This window comes from Francisella sp. SYW-2 (assembly GCF_008711475.1).
GTDB lineage: Bacteria > Pseudomonadota > Gammaproteobacteria > Francisellales > Francisellaceae > Francisella > Francisella salimarina.
Window position 1 is genome coordinate 1 of the sequence record NZ_VXKO01000035.1, and the last position, 17,443, is coordinate 17,443.

The window sequence follows — 17,443 nt, forward strand, 5'->3', positions numbered from 1 at the left end:
AGACATGATTGTAAATGCTATTCAAAAAATTGGATTTTATAGCAATGATTTCTCCTTGTGTCTCAAAATATTCAATAAAACTACTAAGGAACTTAAAATATGAAAAAATTATCGTGTACAGAGAAAATTTTATTAAAATAATTGACTTCTCAATTTCATATAAATATAATCACGGTGTTTGTCTATTTGGTTAGATAATTCAATTAGGCCCGGTGCTTATCTGCTGGTTATATAATCCTCAATTGACCCGAATGGATTTATTTAGTTTAAATAACGATAAATCAACGAGAGGATAATAATTATGAAAACAATATATCGTGCAAGTATCTTTACATTCAACAAAAATGCAACGCTTCAGTCACTATTAGGTCATAAGGTTGACAACTTATTTTCTGATTCAAAAGACTATACATTTCTAAGAGATGGTGCAGTTGTTGTAGAAGATGGTTTGATAACTGAGGTTAACGATTTTCATAAGATTAACATAGGTGATAATGATAAGTTGATAGACTACTCTGGTAAATTAATTATGCCAGGACTTATCGATACACATATGCATACAACTCAAACAAAAGCTGTAGGTGCCTATGGTGAAAAGCTTTTAGAGTGGTTAGATGGATATATTTTTCCAAGTGAAGCTAGCTTTAACAGTAGCTCTTTAGCTCATAAGGAGTTTGATATACTTTTCAAAGAATTATTTAAGAGTGGAACTACAACTATATGTGGATACGCTCCAAGTGCTTATGACGGTACAGATATAGTTTTTGAAATAGCTCAAAAATATAATATGAGAGTAGTGCTTGGAAATACTATTATGACTCAAGGTAATAAAGAAATAATTACAGATGCTCAAACCAGTATGAAAATCTCTGAGAAGCTTTGTAATAAGTGGCATAATAGAGGACGTGCTAGTTACGCTCTTACCCCAAGATTTGCTCTTAGCTGTGATGATGAAACTCTTAACTTATGCAAAGAGTTCATGCAATCGCATAAAGATGTTTATGTACAAACACATTTAAGCGAAAATTTAAATGAAATCAAAGATACTTTAGCGATGTATCCAAATGCTACTGATTATCTAAATGTTTATGAGAACTATTCATTAGTTACGGATAAAACTATTTTAGGACATTGTATCCACTTGTCAGATAGTGAATGGAATAGAATGAAAGATCAAGGTGTTGTTATAGCAAGTTGCCCAACTAGTAATAATTTCCTTGGCAGTGGTCATTTTGACTACAAAACGGCTATTGAAAAAGATATTAAGCTAACTTTAGCTACTGACTGGGCAGCAGGTAATACTCTAAGTATGCTTCGTGTAATGGATGATGCTTATAAGGCTGCATTATTAAATTCTTATAAACTTGAAACTTTGGTACGCCTGTTCTCTTCTACTCTAGGTAGTGCAAAAGCGCTAGGTTTAGGCGATAAAATTGGCAGCTTAGAAAAAGGTAAAGAAGCTGATTTTATAGTTATCAATACTGACAATAATTCTCTACTTAAATATAGACTTGAATCTGCATATAATCTTCAAGACTACTTATTCTCAGTTATTTCTTTAGGAGATGATCGTTTAATTGATGCTACATATATATATGGAAGCAAAGTTCATTAATTACGATTATTAACTAATTCACATTACAAAACGTTAAATCAATAATTATAAATAGTGTAGTATCTTATTTGTAGATGGCATATTTTTAATTATTGGTTTGTAGGTTTGTACCTAAGGAGAATATCTATGAGAGCTATAAATTATACGCGTTGGGCTATTACAGAGTTGTTTTTTACAATGAGTGTTTTCTCAGCAGTTTTGTTCGGAACATATGCATTATCGATAAGGTTAGATAATCATTTGACAGATACTAATCTGTCAATATTATCAGGAGTTTTTTTTGTTGTATTTGCTATTTCTCAAGTATGTGCTGGGGTATTAATAAATAAGATATCACCTAAATTATTACTTAGTAGTTCAGCATTTGTATCTGCTTTGGGAGCACTTTTGTTTGCACACACTACTGTATTTGAGTTACTGGTAGTTGCAAGGATAATGCTTGGTTTGGGTTTGGGGTGTACATTTGTAGGAGTGCTTTATGTTGTGCAGACTAATTTTTCAGATCATCAATTTGCATTTTTTTCATCCTTGAGTCAGAGTATTGCTAACATTTTTGCAGGTATGTTGGCACTATTTGCAGGTAAGGCTTTGAGTCAATATTCATATACTTATGTTTTTGATATTCTTGCAGTAATGTTTATTATCTGTACTATTGGTCTTAGTGTCTTGTTACCTCATAAGACAAGAGCTACGAGTGACAGTGATCTACAACAACCAGTAATATCTAGAATATGGAGTATTCTTTCAAAACGAAATTTTTGGTTAGCATCATTTTACTTTACAGGTTTGTTTGGATCAATTTTGACATTTGCAGATCTATATAATGTCACCTATGAAATGAAGGTGTTTGGTGTACCTCATGATACAGCTATCATGATGAATGGTTTGGTACCAATAGGAGTTGCAACAGGAGGGATTATTGCTGGATTTTTGGTATCAAGATACCAAAATAATAGACTTACAGCTATATGTTTTAGTTTGATTACACTTATTTTTCTTTGTTTAATTATGTATATAAGATGGCCAAATAGAAGTTTTGGATTTGAAATGGCTTTCTTGTTTAATTTTCTATATGGTGTTGGATGTGGAGGAGCTATGCTAGCATTCCAAGAAATTCAGCTACTGTTCAAAGAGTTTTCAATAAGACCATTAGCTAATTCATTAGTGCTAACATTTGCTTATCTATTTAATGGAATGATTATACAACCATTGACGGGATATATCATTGGTGAAACAAGAGTTGTGCACTATTTTAACCAATCTTCGCCTTATTCAAGATGGCTATATGATACTAGTATTCATAATGAGTGGCATAAGTTTAATAGTGGTTTACTTATTATCGTATTGATAATAGTAATTAGTTTCGTAAGTAGTATTTTCTTTACCAAGAAAAAATCAAGCTAATTATTTTCTATATACTGAATTATATTATTGATTACTAAATTAGAATTTGCTAATATTTGTAGTTAGAAATTAACAAACATTGATCATAACTATGGATTTGATACAAATGAAAGATAATGCAAGTAAAGCTTCGTCTTTATTAAGAGCAATATCTCATGAATCTAGACTTTTGATACTTTGTTTATTACTAAGACATGAAATGAGTGTTGGGCAGTTAGCGGAGTTTTCTGATCTTAGTCAGTCAGCATTTTCTCAGCATTTGTCTGTTTTGAGGAAAGAGGGACTTGTTAAGACTAGGAAAGAATCACAAACAGTTTTTTATAGTTTAAATGACCCTGCAGTAACTAAAATATTAGAAGCGTTATATGGCATATATTGTGGTGATGATAACAATTAAAAAATTTGAATAAAATATTAGTAATAACTAAATTAGAAGTAGCTTAATAATATAAAGGAGAGCAAATATGAGTAAAGTAAAAAATATTTCAGTTAAAGACTTTTTGGAATTACAAAAAAAAGAAAAAGTAAAGTTAATAGATATCAGAACAACAGGTGAACATAACAGAGAGTGTATTGATTGTGCTGAAAATATAACAGTTGATGAAATATATGATGCAGATATTAAACCTGATGAGATTGTAGTGCTTCACTGTCAGTCTGGTAACAGAACTAATCAGGCAGCAACTAAAGTAAAAGATCTAAATGCAAAAGCAGTATATTTGTTAGAAGGTGGCTTGAATGCTTGGAAACAACACAAGCAACCCACAAAAAAAAATGTTAAAGAACCTCTACCAATAATGCGTCAAGTACAAATAATAGTTGGTTTTATGGTTCTGTTAGGTGTAGTACTTTCGTTTACAGTATCACAATACTTCGCAATTTTGAGTGGATTCTTTGGCGCAGGACTTTTATTTGCTGGGTTAACAGGCACATGTGGTTTAGCAGTTATGTTAGAATTTTTACCATATAATAAAAGAAAATAACACTTTATATAATATTTCTAGAGGAGCTCAGTAATGGCTAAAAAATATCTCATAGTTGGTGGTGTTGCTGCAGGTGCATCAGCAGCTGCAAGACTAAGAAGGCTTGATGATAAAGCAGAGATAGTAATGTTTGAAAAAGGACCACACGTATCATTTTCTAACTGTGGTCTACCTTATCATTTAGGTGGGCATATCGAACCAGCTGAAAAATTAATCTTAATGACGCCTGAAAAGTTTGATACAAGATATAATATTGAGGCTCGTACAAATTCGGAAGTTGTTAGTGTTGATAAATCAAACAAAACTGTAACTGTTATAAACCACATAACTGGAGAAGAGTATACTGAAAGCTATGATAAGTTAGTGTTAGCTGTAGGTGCTAAGCCGATAGTTCCTCCTTTTAAGGGTCTTGAGACAATCAATCACTTCATATTAAGAAATGTTGTCGATGTCAAAAAAATCCATAAAGCTGTTTTTGATAGTGAAAAATCTGTCAAAGACGTGACAGTTATAGGAGCAGGCTTCATTGGTATTGAGGTTGCAGAAAATCTTAAAGAAAGAGGCTTTAATGTAACTATAGTTGAGATGGCTAACCAAATTATGCGTCCGTTTGATTATGAAATGGTTAAGTATCTAGAAAAAGAGTTATTAGATCATGATATAAACTTGATGCTATCTGAGAAAGTAGTTGGTTTTGAATCTGATAAGGTTCTGCTTGAATCAGGTAAAGAAGTTAAGTCAGATTTAGTGGTTTTAGCTATTGGTGTGGCACCAGATACTGCATTTCTAAAAAATGTAGGCATTGAGCTGGCTAAAAGTGGCCATATACTTGTTAATGAGAATTATCAAACATCAGATAAAGATATTTATGCAGCAGGTGATGCTATATTGGTTAAAAATGCTCTTACAGGTCAAGATTTTAATTTGCCGTTAGCAGGACCAGCTAATAAGCAAGGTCGCTTAATTGCAGATCATATAAATGGTAGAAAAATTGTAAACAAAGGTTATATTGCTTCATCAATCATTCAGATATTTGACTATACTGGCGCAGCAACAGGCTTAAACGAAGCTTGGATTAAGTTTCATAATTTAGATATCGAATATCAGGTAGCATATACAGCACCATTTGATAGAGTAAGTATCATGCCTAATGCTCAAAATGTATTTACAAAAATATTGTTTGAGAGTAACACAGGTAAACTTCTAGGTGCTCAGACAATTGGTAAAGGTATAGTTGATAAGAGGGCGGATGTGTTTGCAACAGCTATCAAAGCGGGTATGACAGTAGAAGATCTTCAAGATCTTGAGTTATGTTATGCTCCTCCATATTCAACAGGTAAAGATGTAGTTAACCATACTGGTTATGTTGCTAATAATCTTTTAAATGGAGATTTTAAACAGGTTCTATTTACTGATGTTGAAAAGCTTTTAGCTGAGAATGCTCAAATTATTGATGTTAGAGAATTTGGTGAGATATCTAAGGGTATGTTAGCAGGTGCTAAAAATATACCAATGTCTGAGATTAGAAATAGATTGTCAGAGCTTGATAAAACTAAGCCGGTATATGTACATTGTCAGTCAGGTCAAAGATCATATAATGTAACTCTAATGTTACAACATCATGGCTATGATGTTTATAATATTGCAGGTGGTTATGCTATGATTTCTAATTATTATGGCACTATTGAGCGTATTACAGGCGAGCGTCGTATTTCAATAACTCAAACAAACTAGAACAGATAATATATCTAGGAGGAACTATGATTTTTAGACAACTAATTGATAGAGATACTTATACCTATACTTATATTTTAGGTTGTGAGCAAACTAGGGAAACTATAATAATAGATCCTGTAAGATTTAATGTTCAACAGTATTTAAAACTATTGAGAGAACTTGATCTTAAATTGATTTATGCTGTAGATACGCATGTTCATGCAGATCATGTAACAGCAGCGGGTATTTTAAGAAAAGAAACAGGCTGTGATATAGTACTTGGTGGTGAGAGTGCAGCTCAATGTGCTACTAAAAAAGTATTTGATGGAGATATACTAACATTTGGTAATTATCAGATTAAGGCAATATATACACCAGGCCATACAGATGACTCTTACTGTTTTATAACAGAGAATATGCTTTTCACTGGAGATACTTTGCTAATTAGAGGTTCGGGTAGAACTGATTTTCAAAATGGTGATTCTTATGCTGCATATGAGAGTATTATGACTAAACTTATGACTTTACCAGGTAGTACAATTATTTATCCAGGTCATGATTATAATGGTGTTACTAGTAGTAGTGTTGCCGAGGAAAAGAGAAATAATCCAAGACTACAAGTAAACTCTCCAGAAGAGTATGCGAAGATAATGGATGATTTAAAATTACCTCCACCAAACTATATAGATATTGCAGTTCCAGCCAACCTAAAATGTGGTATAGAAGAAGAGTAATATGTTTTTGATTATATTTGGATTTATTTGTGGAATTGCTTTGGGCTTAACTGGTGGTGGCGGATCTATATTAGCTGTTCCATTACTCACTTATGGTGTAGGTTTAGACTTTCATACTGCAGTTCCTATTTCTCTACTTGTAGTGGGGTTTACAGCTATTTTTGGTCTTGTAGTTAACTATAAGCAACATGATATTAGTTATTTAGCTGCTGCAATAATGATTACTACAGGAGTTATTTTTGCTCCAATTGGTAGTTATGTATCTCAAGGCTTATCAGACAAGGTGTTAATGATTAGCTTCGCTATACTTATGATTACAATAGGTATTTGGAGCTTGATAAAGGCTAAGGTGATGTCAGGTGCTGAGAAATCAATATGTGAGAGTATCGCTCCAAAATGTATTATCGCATTATTAGTAAGTGGTGCAATCGTTGGTACTTTGACTGGATTCTTTGGAGTTGGTGGTGGATTTTTGATAGTGCCTGCGTTGGTATTTATAACAGCTATGCCAATTAAAAGAGCTATAAATACTTCTTTATTGGTAATATTTGTTGTATCTATATCTGGGTTTATATCGCATTACGAAGAAGAGCATATGAGTTGGTATGTGGCTGGTATGTTTATAATTGGCAGTGTAATTGCGATGTTAATAGCTACTAAACTTAAAAAAAGACTTAATGATAAAATCTTACAAACATTATTTGCTATTATGCTGGTAGTGCTCGGAGCAGTGATTTATTTTATTAATTAACAATCTTCAGCTTTAACTGTTTTAAAGCCATAGAATGCTGCGAAAGCTTGGTTATTTGTGTTATTGCTATCACATGTTATCGCTTCAAAAGTTATACCATATGGTTGAGCTTCTCCATGAAGCTCGAACGTTGGTATAGTAATATTCTCTATATTTTTGTTGTGCAATTCTGTAATAAGCTTTTGTCTATTTTGATTAAACTTATAAATTGAGTAATATGCACTTCCCATAACTCCCATAATAATTAATAAACCTATCAGAAAAAGGATATGAATTTTCTTGAAGGCTTTATAGATAGTTGTAACTGCTATGCTCTGATTGTCATAAAATTGTTGCATCATTGCAATAAAAAATATTATGTAATAAATTAGCATTAATCTAATCTGTATGCCGTAACTATATGCTAAAGGAGCCATAACAAAAATGACTGTGATTAGAGCTAAAGAGTATATGACTATACTGATTTTTTTATTATTCTTGTTGCTAATGGCGAGAGCAAAATATAGTATGAATATCCAAGCTATAATTAGAGTATGAGGCCATAAGTTGTATTTAAATATATGAATAAAATAAATAAGTTGACTTAGAAGAGAAATACTTTGATCATTTGACATTTGATCCATTCTAACGTAATTACCTGGAGCGGCTATTAAAATAACCCCTCCAATCAAAAGACCTGTCAAGAAAAACAGAATTCCTTTGTTTATAATTTTGTTATTTATTTTTCTTTCAATAAAGTATGCTAAACAAAATAAGAGTAGTACTGCAACAAACTGCTCATTATATAGGCCTATAAATAGGCCTCCTAACAAGCTAATTAAGTAGAAGCTTTTATTTTCGATTATTAAATAATAATATAAAACAATAAGGATTGTATATCCCCATAAGTATTGTATAGCAGCAGTTTTCCATATTACTTGACCTATGAAACCTGTCCATGTGAACATTAAAGCAAAGAAGAATGAATATATAATAAAATCTTTTGATGCTAGACTATACTTGTTTCTAGTCACAATTTTAAAGATAAATATTATAAATAAGCTCATGGATATTGAGCTTATAATGTTTATAGTTAGCAATGATAATGTTAAGTATTTTTTTGAAAATAGTGCATATACTAAAGCTTGAGCAGATATTCTACCCGTCCAGCCTGTATAATCTTGGATTAGAAAATGAAACAAAGTACCATTTACTAGAGTATCATTAATAGCACGCCAAAAATCATCCATAGCCAATGGTTGACAAAAATTCAAAAATAGAAAATAAGAGAAAATAGCTAAAATTATAAGTAATTTAGACTTTAAAAGATTATTCATTATTTAAGATTTATAATTTAAAAATTAAATTATTATAACGTATATGAGACAATTTTTGCAAAAATAGTATTACGTGGTAGTGCAAACTAGTCAAGAAGTTTGTGTGTTAAGTATAAGATTTAATTGGTTTTTAACCATCCAGTAATGCTAAGTCTTTTATTTTTTGTAAGTACAGGCAACACTTCATGTTCAATGGTTTTGCTATCAAAGAGAACTATTTTTCCATTAGTTGGAAATATTTGTAATGTTTGATTATTAAGATATAGTTTTAACTCTCCACCGAAAGATTCATTCCAAATTTCATTAAGATAGCAGACTATAGATATCGTTCTTCTATCATCATTTTGAAAGGTATCGATATGTTTTTTATAGAATGATCCTTTAGGATAAGCTGCGTAGTGAAATTCCTTTGTTACAATTCCAGCAAAACACGTTTTATTAAGGTAGTCAATAAAACTATTTATCTTTTTAAAAAAGGTTGCGGCATGTTTTGTTTCATCTAACCAAAAGATAAAGTCATTACGTATTGATCTTTCTAAGTTTTCATTCAAGCGATTACCTATTGCGGATTTTTTAAAGCAATCAGCATCATAAAAATGATTAAGCTCTTTGCATAGTTGAATAGTTTCATCATTAGTTAGCCAATTATCGATAACGCAGAAACCATTGTTAAGATAATCACTAATTATTTTTTCATAAAAAAGATTAATTTCGGATAAATCAGACATACGATGCCCAATTAGTAAAGAGTAAGGAATTATATATCAGAAACTAAAAATCAGTTATCTATTTTTATGATAAAGTCTTCTAAATATTCATCAATATCTAACTCATATTCAGAAATAGCAAAATGCTTAGCAGATTTTTTTTGTTTGTGCATCTCATCTGTTGAGCCTGTGTTTAAATGATGCCAGTCAGGTAGGTCTTTATTTTGTAGTAAAAGCTTATAACTACAACTACTAGGTAGCCATTTATGGGCATGATTTTTAAGTTGTTTATATGTTAGGTTTATACAGTCAGGCACAATCTGCTTTCTTTTTTCATACATACTGCATTGGCATTTTCCGATATCTAAAAGCTTACAGCTAACTTTTGTATAGTAGACATCATCAGTTTCATCATCTTGAAGCTTATTTAAACAGCAAAGGCCACATCTATCGCAAATGGATTCCCATTGCTCTTTACTCATATCTTTTAGATCAATTTCTTGCCACCACTTATTCATGATTTAGTCATTTATTAATAATTTGTAAAGTATTAAACTAAATTTTTTGACAAAAATATAGCTCAAAGAGAAAACTAGTTAAGAGACTTTCTGAATAGGTTGACTTAATACTGGAGAAATACCTGTTTGTACAAAGATTTGTTGCTGAATTTTTGCAAAAGCATTTTCGTATGCTTGAGGGTCCAAGATAGCATAAGAAGTGTTTATTGGAGCAGCTCCTTGATTAGGATCAGGGGTTGACTGATAAGCTACAAAGTTAATTCTAATGCTAGAGTCTTTGGTTGATTGTCTATAAGGTTGTATAAATGCTGTAGCTTCAGTATATTCAGATTGCCCCCAGCCATTAGCATTTTCAGTACTTTTAGCTGTAATAATGCCAGTGTTGAAGTTAGCATCTTGAATGATATAACCTAGATTTTGCATAACAGTAACTGTAGCATCAAAAGCTGTTCGTAAATCAACATTAAAAACTTTTGTTTGCATAAGTTGAATTTGAAGAGGTGTTAGATTTGGTCGTTGTGGTCCTGATGATATACATCCTGATAAAGCTAAAACAACCAAGTAAACTAAAAGACTAAATTTCTTATGCATATTATAAAAGCCTCATCTAGAAGTTAGTTGATAATGATTTATAGTTAGAGACAATATTACCCTTGAATGTGATAATTATAGTCATAGTTTTTTGTGATTGCATAAATCCTGATTCTTGTGTATTTTCGCCGGTTATTAGTAGAGTCAAAAAACCATCTCTAGAAGCATTGTTCTCAACAGTTGCATTTGTTTGATATGTCCAGATAGATTCTCCACTTGCATTTTGAGTAACTATATTAGGAGAGCCAAAAGCATTTATAACTTCATCTTTTGTAGTTACACCTTTTTTTAGAGTTAATGATACATTACCAGAAGTGTAGGGGGTTTTTACAAATCCAACATCTTGAGGGTTGGTATTATTTACGCAAGAGTTAAGGATAAATACTATTCCTATTAAAGATATAATCTTAAATTTCATAATAGTCTCACTAGTTACAAGAAGTAGTTTTAATCAAAAATCATTTTATAATAGATCGGATAATAATGATATCTAAAACTTATAATTTAAAGTACTAATCACTCATAAGAACTATATATATTATTGTTAATAATGTATAATCTAGAACCATAAAATTCCCTAATAAATTATATCTATATAACAATTATGAAAACTACTGCTAGAGCTAGAAATAACGCTCGTTTATATACTGTGCAGGCTTTGTACCAAAAAAAGGTTGCAGATCATACATTTTCTGAACTAAAAACTCAATATTATGCAGATAATGCAGAGAGACACTATACTGACTGGGATCTTTTTTATAGATTAATGGATGCAGTTAGAGAAAATCAAGATACTATAAATGACTATATACAAGATAATTCAAAAAATGGTATTGAGTCTATAAATTATGTTGATTATGCAGTACTTCAAGTCGCTATAGCAGAATTGATAGAGTGTCTAGAAAATCCATATCAAGTTATTATAAAAGAATATGTTGAGATTTGTTATAGTATGGGGACAGAAGAGGGGTATAAATTCGTCAACGCTGTTTTACAAAACCTTGCTAGGTCGATTAGAGGTGAAGAGTAAACTTATCTTGTGACGCAAGAAAATTAAACTTATTACGATGTTCTTGTTGTTTGTTTTTATCTAAAGTTGCTGTTAGTATAGTTTCTTTATATTCGTCATGAGCTAAAACATCTCCATTATAGTCAATAATCATACTATCTCCAGAATAGCTAAAGCTAGGATCATTTCCGACTCTATTGCATGCAACAACATAGGCTTGATTTTCTATGGCTCTTGCTTTTAGTAATGACTTCCAATGCTCACGACGAGATTCTGGCCAACAAGCAACATTTAGTAGTACATCATATTCATTATTATTACAATTAAATACAGGGAATCTTAAATCAAAACACACTGTTAGCAATATGTTGAAACCTTTGTAGTTAATAATTTGACGATTATTGCCGCTAGTATATTTTTTATCTTCTCCAGCGTGTATGAAAAGATGATTCTTGTCATAAGTAAAAACTTGCTTGTCAGGAGTTACAAAATAAAGTCTATTGGCAATTTTATTTTCTGTAAAAGTTGCAGCACTACCTACAATTGCATAGTTTTTACCTTTTACTTGATTATACATCCATTCGATAATATCTTCTTCAGAGCTAGCCTCATTAGTAGGATTCATTATAAAACCAGTGTTAAACATTTCACAAAGTACTACAAGATCAGTTTCTTTATGAATATCTGCAATCTTATTCTCGACAGCTCTATAATTTGCTTGCTTATCATCCCAAATAATATCTGATTGAATTATGTTAACTTTTAGTTTTGACATATATGTTCCTTATTCGGAGTTAGGGTATCTTCTGAGAGTTTAGCAATATTTTTTATAATCGTTAAGGATAAAATGCTATATACAAAATATAATTTGTTGACAAATAAATAGCACAATAACATAATAATCCTAATTTATTTTGATACCTATATGAGGAAATTATGAAAATTATAAAACTAAGAAATTATGCTCTATTATCTATACTTATATTTGCTTTTGTTGCGGGTTGTTCAACCGTTGAAAATAATAATGGTATAAAATATGTAGAGGGTTATTACATTGTAAATATGCCATACAGTTTTGACAAAGTTTATAGATCTGCATATCAATCAATAAAAGCAGGGGAAACTTATACTTCTACTAGCGGTGCTCCTTATAATCTTGTTGTTAACAAGAAGACTAATGAAACAGCAACTTTAGAGGGTATAAACCCAAATGATCCGAGAGATACCATTAAAATAAATATAAAGAAAATATCTGACATAAGTACCAGCTTGGCTATCAAATATGGTAAAGATGGGAACTCTATGAGGTCTTCGGCAGAAGTACAAATTATTGAAGGAAATATCAAGTACGACTAGTATTTGTCATTAAAGAAGTAAAAACTTTTATATCTTTGCAAGAATTTTTGCGCCTTTAATTATCTCATCATCTTTTTTAGCGAAGCAAAGTCTTAGTAGTCCATTTTGTGGTTTTTCAAATAATGACGATATTGGAACTAGGCCAATGCCATATTCTTTGATCAAATTAGAGGCAAAATCTTCATCAAACTCATTACTAATATCACTATAGTCTAACATCTGGAATGGAGAGCCATACCATTCAAGAACTTTAAACCTAGTTCCTTCCAAATTTTCTCTTAAAAGCTGATTCTGTTTTTTATACAGTTTATTGAGATCTTCATAATACTCAGGGTGTTTAATTATACCTTCTGCTAATGCTAACTGTAATGGATGTACTGCTGAGAAGGTTGCAAATTGCTTTACCGCTAAGATATTTTTTATAACTTCAGCTGGAGCAATAGCTACACCTTGACGCCATCCAGTAACATTATAAGTTTTACCTAAGGATTGAAGAACTATGAGCTTATCTCTAAGTTCAGCTATTTGTATGGCACTAGTGAAGCTTTCACCTGCGTAAATATGTTCATAAACCTCATCAGAAATTACTAAAAGATTTTTATTTTTAACTATTTTAGCAATTTCCTCAAATTCATCTTCTGATATCACAGTACCCATAGGATTATGAGGCGAGTTTAAGATAATAAGTTTTGTTCTATCTGTAATTGCATTTGCAATAGCTGGGATATCAATTCTACCATCTGCTAGTAGTTTCAGCCTTACGCATTTACCTTGATTAAGTTTTGTAGCTCCAACATACGTATCAAAAACTGGATCAAACATGATAACTTCATCACCTTGTCCGATATAAGCAGATATTAAAGTAAATAAGCCTTCTTGGGCTCCTGCTGTAATAGCCACATTTTCAATACCTATCTCTGCATCATAGCATTTTTTAGTTTTCGTTATTATAGCATTACGCAATGCAATAGTACCTGGTATTGGGGAGTATTGATTTTTTGCATGTTGCATATGAAAGTTAGCCCTATCAATTAACCATTCAGGAGTATCAAATGCAGGAGCTCCCTGAGTAAAGTTAAGGGCTTTATGTTCTGCCGCTAATGTTGCGAATCTGCCATAGACAGAAGGGGAAGTATCAATATAAGACTTAGCTTTAATCATATTATTCGTTATAAATTATTAGCATATTTACAGTATATAATAGAAATGTATTTATCAAGAAGAGTTTTGTGCGAAAAATATATTAAATGATGCCGTATATTAGTGTTTTTGGGTAAATTCAAGCGGGTTACCATGCATTTTTAAATATTGTTTTCCTAATAGTTTTGAACCTATATAGTTAAGATGATTTGAATCAGCATAAATGGGGATATTATTTATTTCAATATCACAGTATTTGTCACTACAGAGTACTTTTTTCGGATCTATAATTACTAGTCTAGGAAATTCTTTTTTAAGTTTTTCAATAAGATTAGAAAATACTAATTGTTGTTGTTTGACAAATTCGATATTTAATTTGCATGAATTATCTCCAAAAATAAATGGTAGTTTATTTTTTTCTAATGGACAAAGATTAGTGACATCTGTGTTGAGTGTTGGAGTATCTAAAATAAGTATAGGTATACTACCATTATCTATTACTAATTTAATGGATTCTTGTATTGAGTTAATCGAACTAGAGTATAGTGCATTTGACCATTCACCAGCAAGAATAACATATTTATATTTTTTTGATTTTATCAAATTAGCAATGGCCTTATTTCTATCAGTAACAGAAACATATTCAACAACATTTTTGAAAGTCGGTAAGAATGGAGTAGATTTTTGGGTTACAACGTAAGCTTTCTGGCTTATGTTATCAAGCCAAGTAGTTATCATAGGTATTTCAGATCTTGCATGAGAGTCACCTACCAACAGAAAATTAGTATTTTTAGCTTTAGGACTTCCTATTGAACAGATATCCTTATTAGGGAGTTGTTTTGATTGGAAGCTAGAGGATTGAATCATAAGGAAACAATTGTTTTGATCGATTTTATTAAACCCGTAGTTATATGTTAGTTTATTTTGATCAATAAGATTTGAGGAGTTAAAACCAAATTTATTATTAGTTGAGGCTATATAAAAGCAGCAAGCCAAAATTAGAGGCATTATCCATAGTAGTATAAAGCTTTTAGTAAAGCTAAGCTTATATTTGTGTCTAAAAGGTTTTTCTACAAATAAATATGTTAATGTAGCAAGGGCTAAACTAATAGTAAAAATTATGATACATATAGTGACAGTTTTATTGATACTTAAATAGTTAATATAAGCAATAATAGGCCAATGCCATAAATATAAAGAATATGAGATAAGACCTATAGCAACAATAGGTTTTAGAGAAAGTATTCTATTTATAATAGGTATATGATTAGTATTTGCGCCAGAATATATATAAATAGTCGCCCCAATACATGCAGTAACAGTCCAAATACTTGGGAAACTCACATTAATAAAAAATATAGGTGCTATCATCATTAAAGCACCTATTACAGAGAGTATATTAAGAGTCAGTTTGTTATTGTTTAAAGTAGCTGAATTATTAAGGTATATGGCTAAGCAGCAACCAAATAAAAGTTCGAATGCTCTATGAGTTGGAAAGTAATACCATCTGTCAGAGCTCAGAATATATAAATTAAATTCGCCAGAAAGGAAAATCAAGCAAGATATAACTAGCAATATTATTGAAGTGGCTAGAAGTTTTACTTTTGCTGAAAATCTTAGTTTAAATAATAGTATTAAGATTAATGGCCAGATCATATAAAACTGTTCTTCTACACCTAAAGACCATGTATGAAGTAATGGTATTATTTGCGAGTTTTGACCGAAGTAACCAAAATCAAGTTTTACAAAGAAATAGATATTAGAAAAGGATGCTATTGCACTAACAAGTGATTCGGCGTAGTCTATTAAATCTTGTGGTAGTAATATAAGCCATGCAAAAAAAGTAGAGAAAATTAAGACAACTATTAATGCAGGTAGAATTCTTCTAATTCTTCTTAGGTAAAAGTTTTTGATAGAAAAACAATTGTTTTGTAGATCTCTAAGAATTATAGCTGTAATTAAATATCCAGAAATTACAAAAAATATATCTACACCAAGAAAGCCAGATTTAATCCAACTTATATTTAGATGGAATAGAACTACGGATAATACCGCAAAAGCCCTTAATCCATCTATATCTTTTCTATACTTTATATTGCTCATTAGTACTTTTTATAAGAGTTTCTATATATTATGATACATTTTTATTGGTTTTTATAAAATATAATTTAATTTGGGTGCTAAGAATCACTTTTATCAGTCTTTATTTAAGTATAGAGATAATATAGACTTCTTCATAAGGTTTTATTATTTATAGTATTGATGAAAATTTCACGTACAAATGTAATAATAGCTATTTTGATAATAGCTTTTTTCTTTGTTATAAACTATTTACAGCCCTTAAGAGCTGATGATTTTGGTAGAGCTTATACTGATGCTCTTGATAAGGGTTTTATTATATATCTTCGCGGTATTGCATCAAACTATATTCATTGGACAGGGCGGATATCAGCACAGGCATTAATTTATCTGTTTTTGAGTAAAAAATATATTCATTTATCAGTATTTATGATCAATATGATTAACTCGATATGCTTTTATCTATTTGTACTATATTCATATAAAATAGTAAGATTTAAAACAAAAATTGAACTATTTTCGAAAGACTTTTTAATATATTTTTTCTTTTTTATCTTCCTTTTTTATCAAACAGGATTTATTGCTAATGTCATATGGAAAACAGCGGCAGTACAGTATTTTTGGGGTATAACACTTTTAGCTATCTTTTATTACATATCAGTAGTAAAAAATAAGCAAAATATATGGTTTAGTTTATTCACGGGGTTTTTTATTGGAATGTATAATGAGATATTTGTTGGTGTTGCAATTATTTTGTGTTTGACATACTTTTTAAATCAAAAGCTTTCTCAAAATCAAATAAACAAAAATATATTATATTTTTTTATAGCTTGTGTGGTGGGGGGTATAATTTTGATAGCAGCCCCTGGTAACTATGTAAGACTAAACACAATGTCGACAGGAGAGCATTTTTCTATTTTAAATCAGCTCATAAATTTTGTTACACAAATTGTAACAAAACCTGGCGATACACTTATTCCTATGTTGATGTTATTGATATTCTTAGTTCTTATTTTTACAAACAAAAATATCACTAGGAAAGCTTCTTTTATATACGGGGTAGCAATTGCGTCTTTAATATTTGTATTGATGCCAGTAACTAAGTCTTATGATTTGAATCAAAGAGTTTTATTAATTTATGATGCAGTATTTTTTATAATAATGATGCAGCAATTTTATAATCATAGTACTAGTTTTATTCTAAAGTTAAGGCTACGATTAAATTCTTTAAGTGGGATGTTTTTAGTATTACTAGTAATGCAACTCGTATTAATGGTAAGTATTTATTTTGAAATATATAAGTTTGAAAGATATAGAGATACTTTGGTTACATATTATCAGCAAAATGAGATCCCTGATCCTACCTTACCGATGATTCCTGAATTTAGTCAAATAACTTTTAAAGACTGTTGATTTAATCTTTCATTAAACTTATGAACTTTTGTAAAATATAGATATCGTAGATATTTATATTTTTAGTAGTTATGGATTTTTTCTTTTTAGGTTTAGAAGAATCATTAGGTA

At 30.6% G+C, this 17,443-nt stretch carries 18 protein-coding genes; 10 read left to right on the plus strand and 8 right to left on the minus strand.

The window, feature by feature from the left end:
* The first annotated feature begins 301 nt into the window (after nt 1–301).
* The 7 genes from guaD to F3D57_RS09290 all read left to right on the plus strand — a co-directional run bounded on the left by guaD (nt 302) and on the right by F3D57_RS09290 (nt 7,203).
* Entirely contained in the window at nt 302–1,615 is a 1,314-nt protein-coding gene (guaD, locus tag F3D57_RS09260) for a guanine deaminase (RefSeq protein WP_150466032.1), read from the plus strand.
* Between the two features lie 126 nt (nt 1,616–1,741).
* Nucleotides 1,742–3,019 carry an MFS transporter gene (locus F3D57_RS09265; RefSeq protein ID WP_150466033.1) on the plus strand — a complete coding sequence of 426 codons (1,278 nt, stop codon included), beginning with the start codon at nt 1,742–1,744 and terminating at the stop codon, nt 3,017–3,019.
* Between the two features lie 91 nt (nt 3,020–3,110).
* On the plus strand, nt 3,111–3,416 hold the full coding sequence (locus tag F3D57_RS09270; protein ID WP_041263685.1) for an ArsR/SmtB family transcription factor: 306 nt from the start codon (nt 3,111–3,113) through the stop codon (nt 3,414–3,416).
* A 67-nt stretch (nt 3,417–3,483) separates the two neighbouring features.
* On the plus strand, nt 3,484–4,002 hold the full coding sequence (locus F3D57_RS09275) for a rhodanese-like domain-containing protein (protein WP_013922693.1): 519 nt from the start codon (nt 3,484–3,486) through the stop codon (nt 4,000–4,002).
* Between the two features lie 33 nt (nt 4,003–4,035).
* A complete protein-coding gene (locus F3D57_RS09280; RefSeq protein WP_150466034.1) occupies nt 4,036–5,736 on the plus strand; it encodes an FAD-dependent oxidoreductase in 1,701 nt (566 codons plus the stop codon).
* Between the two features lie 26 nt (nt 5,737–5,762).
* Nucleotides 5,763–6,452: an MBL fold metallo-hydrolase gene (locus tag F3D57_RS09285; protein WP_012280662.1), complete on the plus strand. Its 690-nt coding sequence runs from the start codon at nt 5,763–5,765 to the stop codon at nt 6,450–6,452.
* Nucleotide 6,453: 1 nt separating this feature from the next.
* On the plus strand, nt 6,454–7,203 hold the full coding sequence (locus F3D57_RS09290; protein ID WP_149368599.1) for a sulfite exporter TauE/SafE family protein: 750 nt from the start codon (nt 6,454–6,456) through the stop codon (nt 7,201–7,203).
* On the opposite strand, the gene F3D57_RS09295 is transcribed toward F3D57_RS09290, so the two are convergent.
* The 5 genes from F3D57_RS09295 to F3D57_RS09315 form a co-directional block, all read right to left on the minus strand.
* Nucleotides 7,200–8,519: a DUF6056 family protein gene (locus F3D57_RS09295; protein ID WP_224728176.1), complete on the minus strand. Its 1,320-nt coding sequence runs from the start codon at nt 8,517–8,519 to the stop codon at nt 7,200–7,202. The genes F3D57_RS09290 and F3D57_RS09295 overlap by 4 nt on opposite strands.
* A gap of 119 nt (nt 8,520–8,638) precedes the next feature.
* Nucleotides 8,639–9,247, minus strand: coding sequence for a 2OG-Fe(II) oxygenase (locus F3D57_RS09300; protein WP_150466035.1), 609 nt, complete (start codon nt 9,245–9,247; stop codon nt 8,639–8,641).
* A gap of 50 nt (nt 9,248–9,297) precedes the next feature.
* The gene (locus tag F3D57_RS09305) at nt 9,298–9,744 is read right to left on the minus strand and encodes a YcgN family cysteine cluster protein (RefSeq protein WP_150466036.1); all 447 of its coding nucleotides are present in this window, start codon (nt 9,742–9,744) and stop codon (nt 9,298–9,300) included.
* Nucleotides 9,745–9,822: 78 nt separating this feature from the next.
* Nucleotides 9,823–10,335, minus strand: coding sequence for a hypothetical protein (locus F3D57_RS09310; RefSeq protein ID WP_150466037.1), 513 nt, complete (start codon nt 10,333–10,335; stop codon nt 9,823–9,825).
* 16 nt (nt 10,336–10,351) lie between these two features.
* Nucleotides 10,352–10,753 (minus strand): hypothetical protein, encoded by a 402-nt coding sequence (locus tag F3D57_RS09315; protein ID WP_150466038.1) that lies wholly within the window; start codon nt 10,751–10,753, stop codon nt 10,352–10,354.
* Between the two features lie 186 nt (nt 10,754–10,939).
* Between F3D57_RS09315 and nusB the strand changes: the two genes are divergently transcribed.
* Nucleotides 10,940–11,365 (plus strand): transcription antitermination factor NusB, encoded by a 426-nt coding sequence (gene nusB / locus F3D57_RS09320; protein WP_150466039.1) that lies wholly within the window; start codon nt 10,940–10,942, stop codon nt 11,363–11,365.
* On the opposite strand, the gene F3D57_RS09325 is transcribed toward nusB, so the two are convergent.
* Nucleotides 11,349–12,119 carry an amidohydrolase gene (locus F3D57_RS09325; protein ID WP_150466040.1) on the minus strand — a complete coding sequence of 257 codons (771 nt, stop codon included), beginning with the start codon at nt 12,117–12,119 and terminating at the stop codon, nt 11,349–11,351. The two genes, nusB and F3D57_RS09325, sit on opposite strands and share 17 nt — an antisense overlap.
* A gap of 161 nt (nt 12,120–12,280) precedes the next feature.
* Here F3D57_RS09325 and F3D57_RS09330 point away from each other — a divergent pair, with 161 nt between their 5' ends.
* On the plus strand, nt 12,281–12,700 hold the full coding sequence (locus F3D57_RS09330) for a DUF3568 family protein (RefSeq protein WP_150466041.1): 420 nt from the start codon (nt 12,281–12,283) through the stop codon (nt 12,698–12,700).
* Between the two features lie 27 nt (nt 12,701–12,727).
* On the opposite strand, the gene F3D57_RS09335 is transcribed toward F3D57_RS09330, so the two are convergent.
* Together F3D57_RS09335 and F3D57_RS09340 are read right to left on the minus strand one after the other, a co-directional pair.
* Nucleotides 12,728–13,861 carry an aminotransferase class I/II-fold pyridoxal phosphate-dependent enzyme gene (locus F3D57_RS09335; RefSeq protein ID WP_150466042.1) on the minus strand — a complete coding sequence of 378 codons (1,134 nt, stop codon included), beginning with the start codon at nt 13,859–13,861 and terminating at the stop codon, nt 12,728–12,730.
* A gap of 99 nt (nt 13,862–13,960) precedes the next feature.
* On the minus strand, nt 13,961–15,943 hold the full coding sequence (locus F3D57_RS09340; RefSeq protein WP_150466043.1) for an acyltransferase family protein: 1,983 nt from the start codon (nt 15,941–15,943) through the stop codon (nt 13,961–13,963).
* Between the two features lie 159 nt (nt 15,944–16,102).
* Here F3D57_RS09340 and F3D57_RS09345 point away from each other — a divergent pair, with 159 nt between their 5' ends.
* A complete protein-coding gene (locus F3D57_RS09345; protein WP_191092383.1) occupies nt 16,103–17,332 on the plus strand; it encodes a DUF6056 family protein in 1,230 nt (409 codons plus the stop codon).
* Nucleotides 17,333–17,443 lie beyond the last annotated feature (111 nt).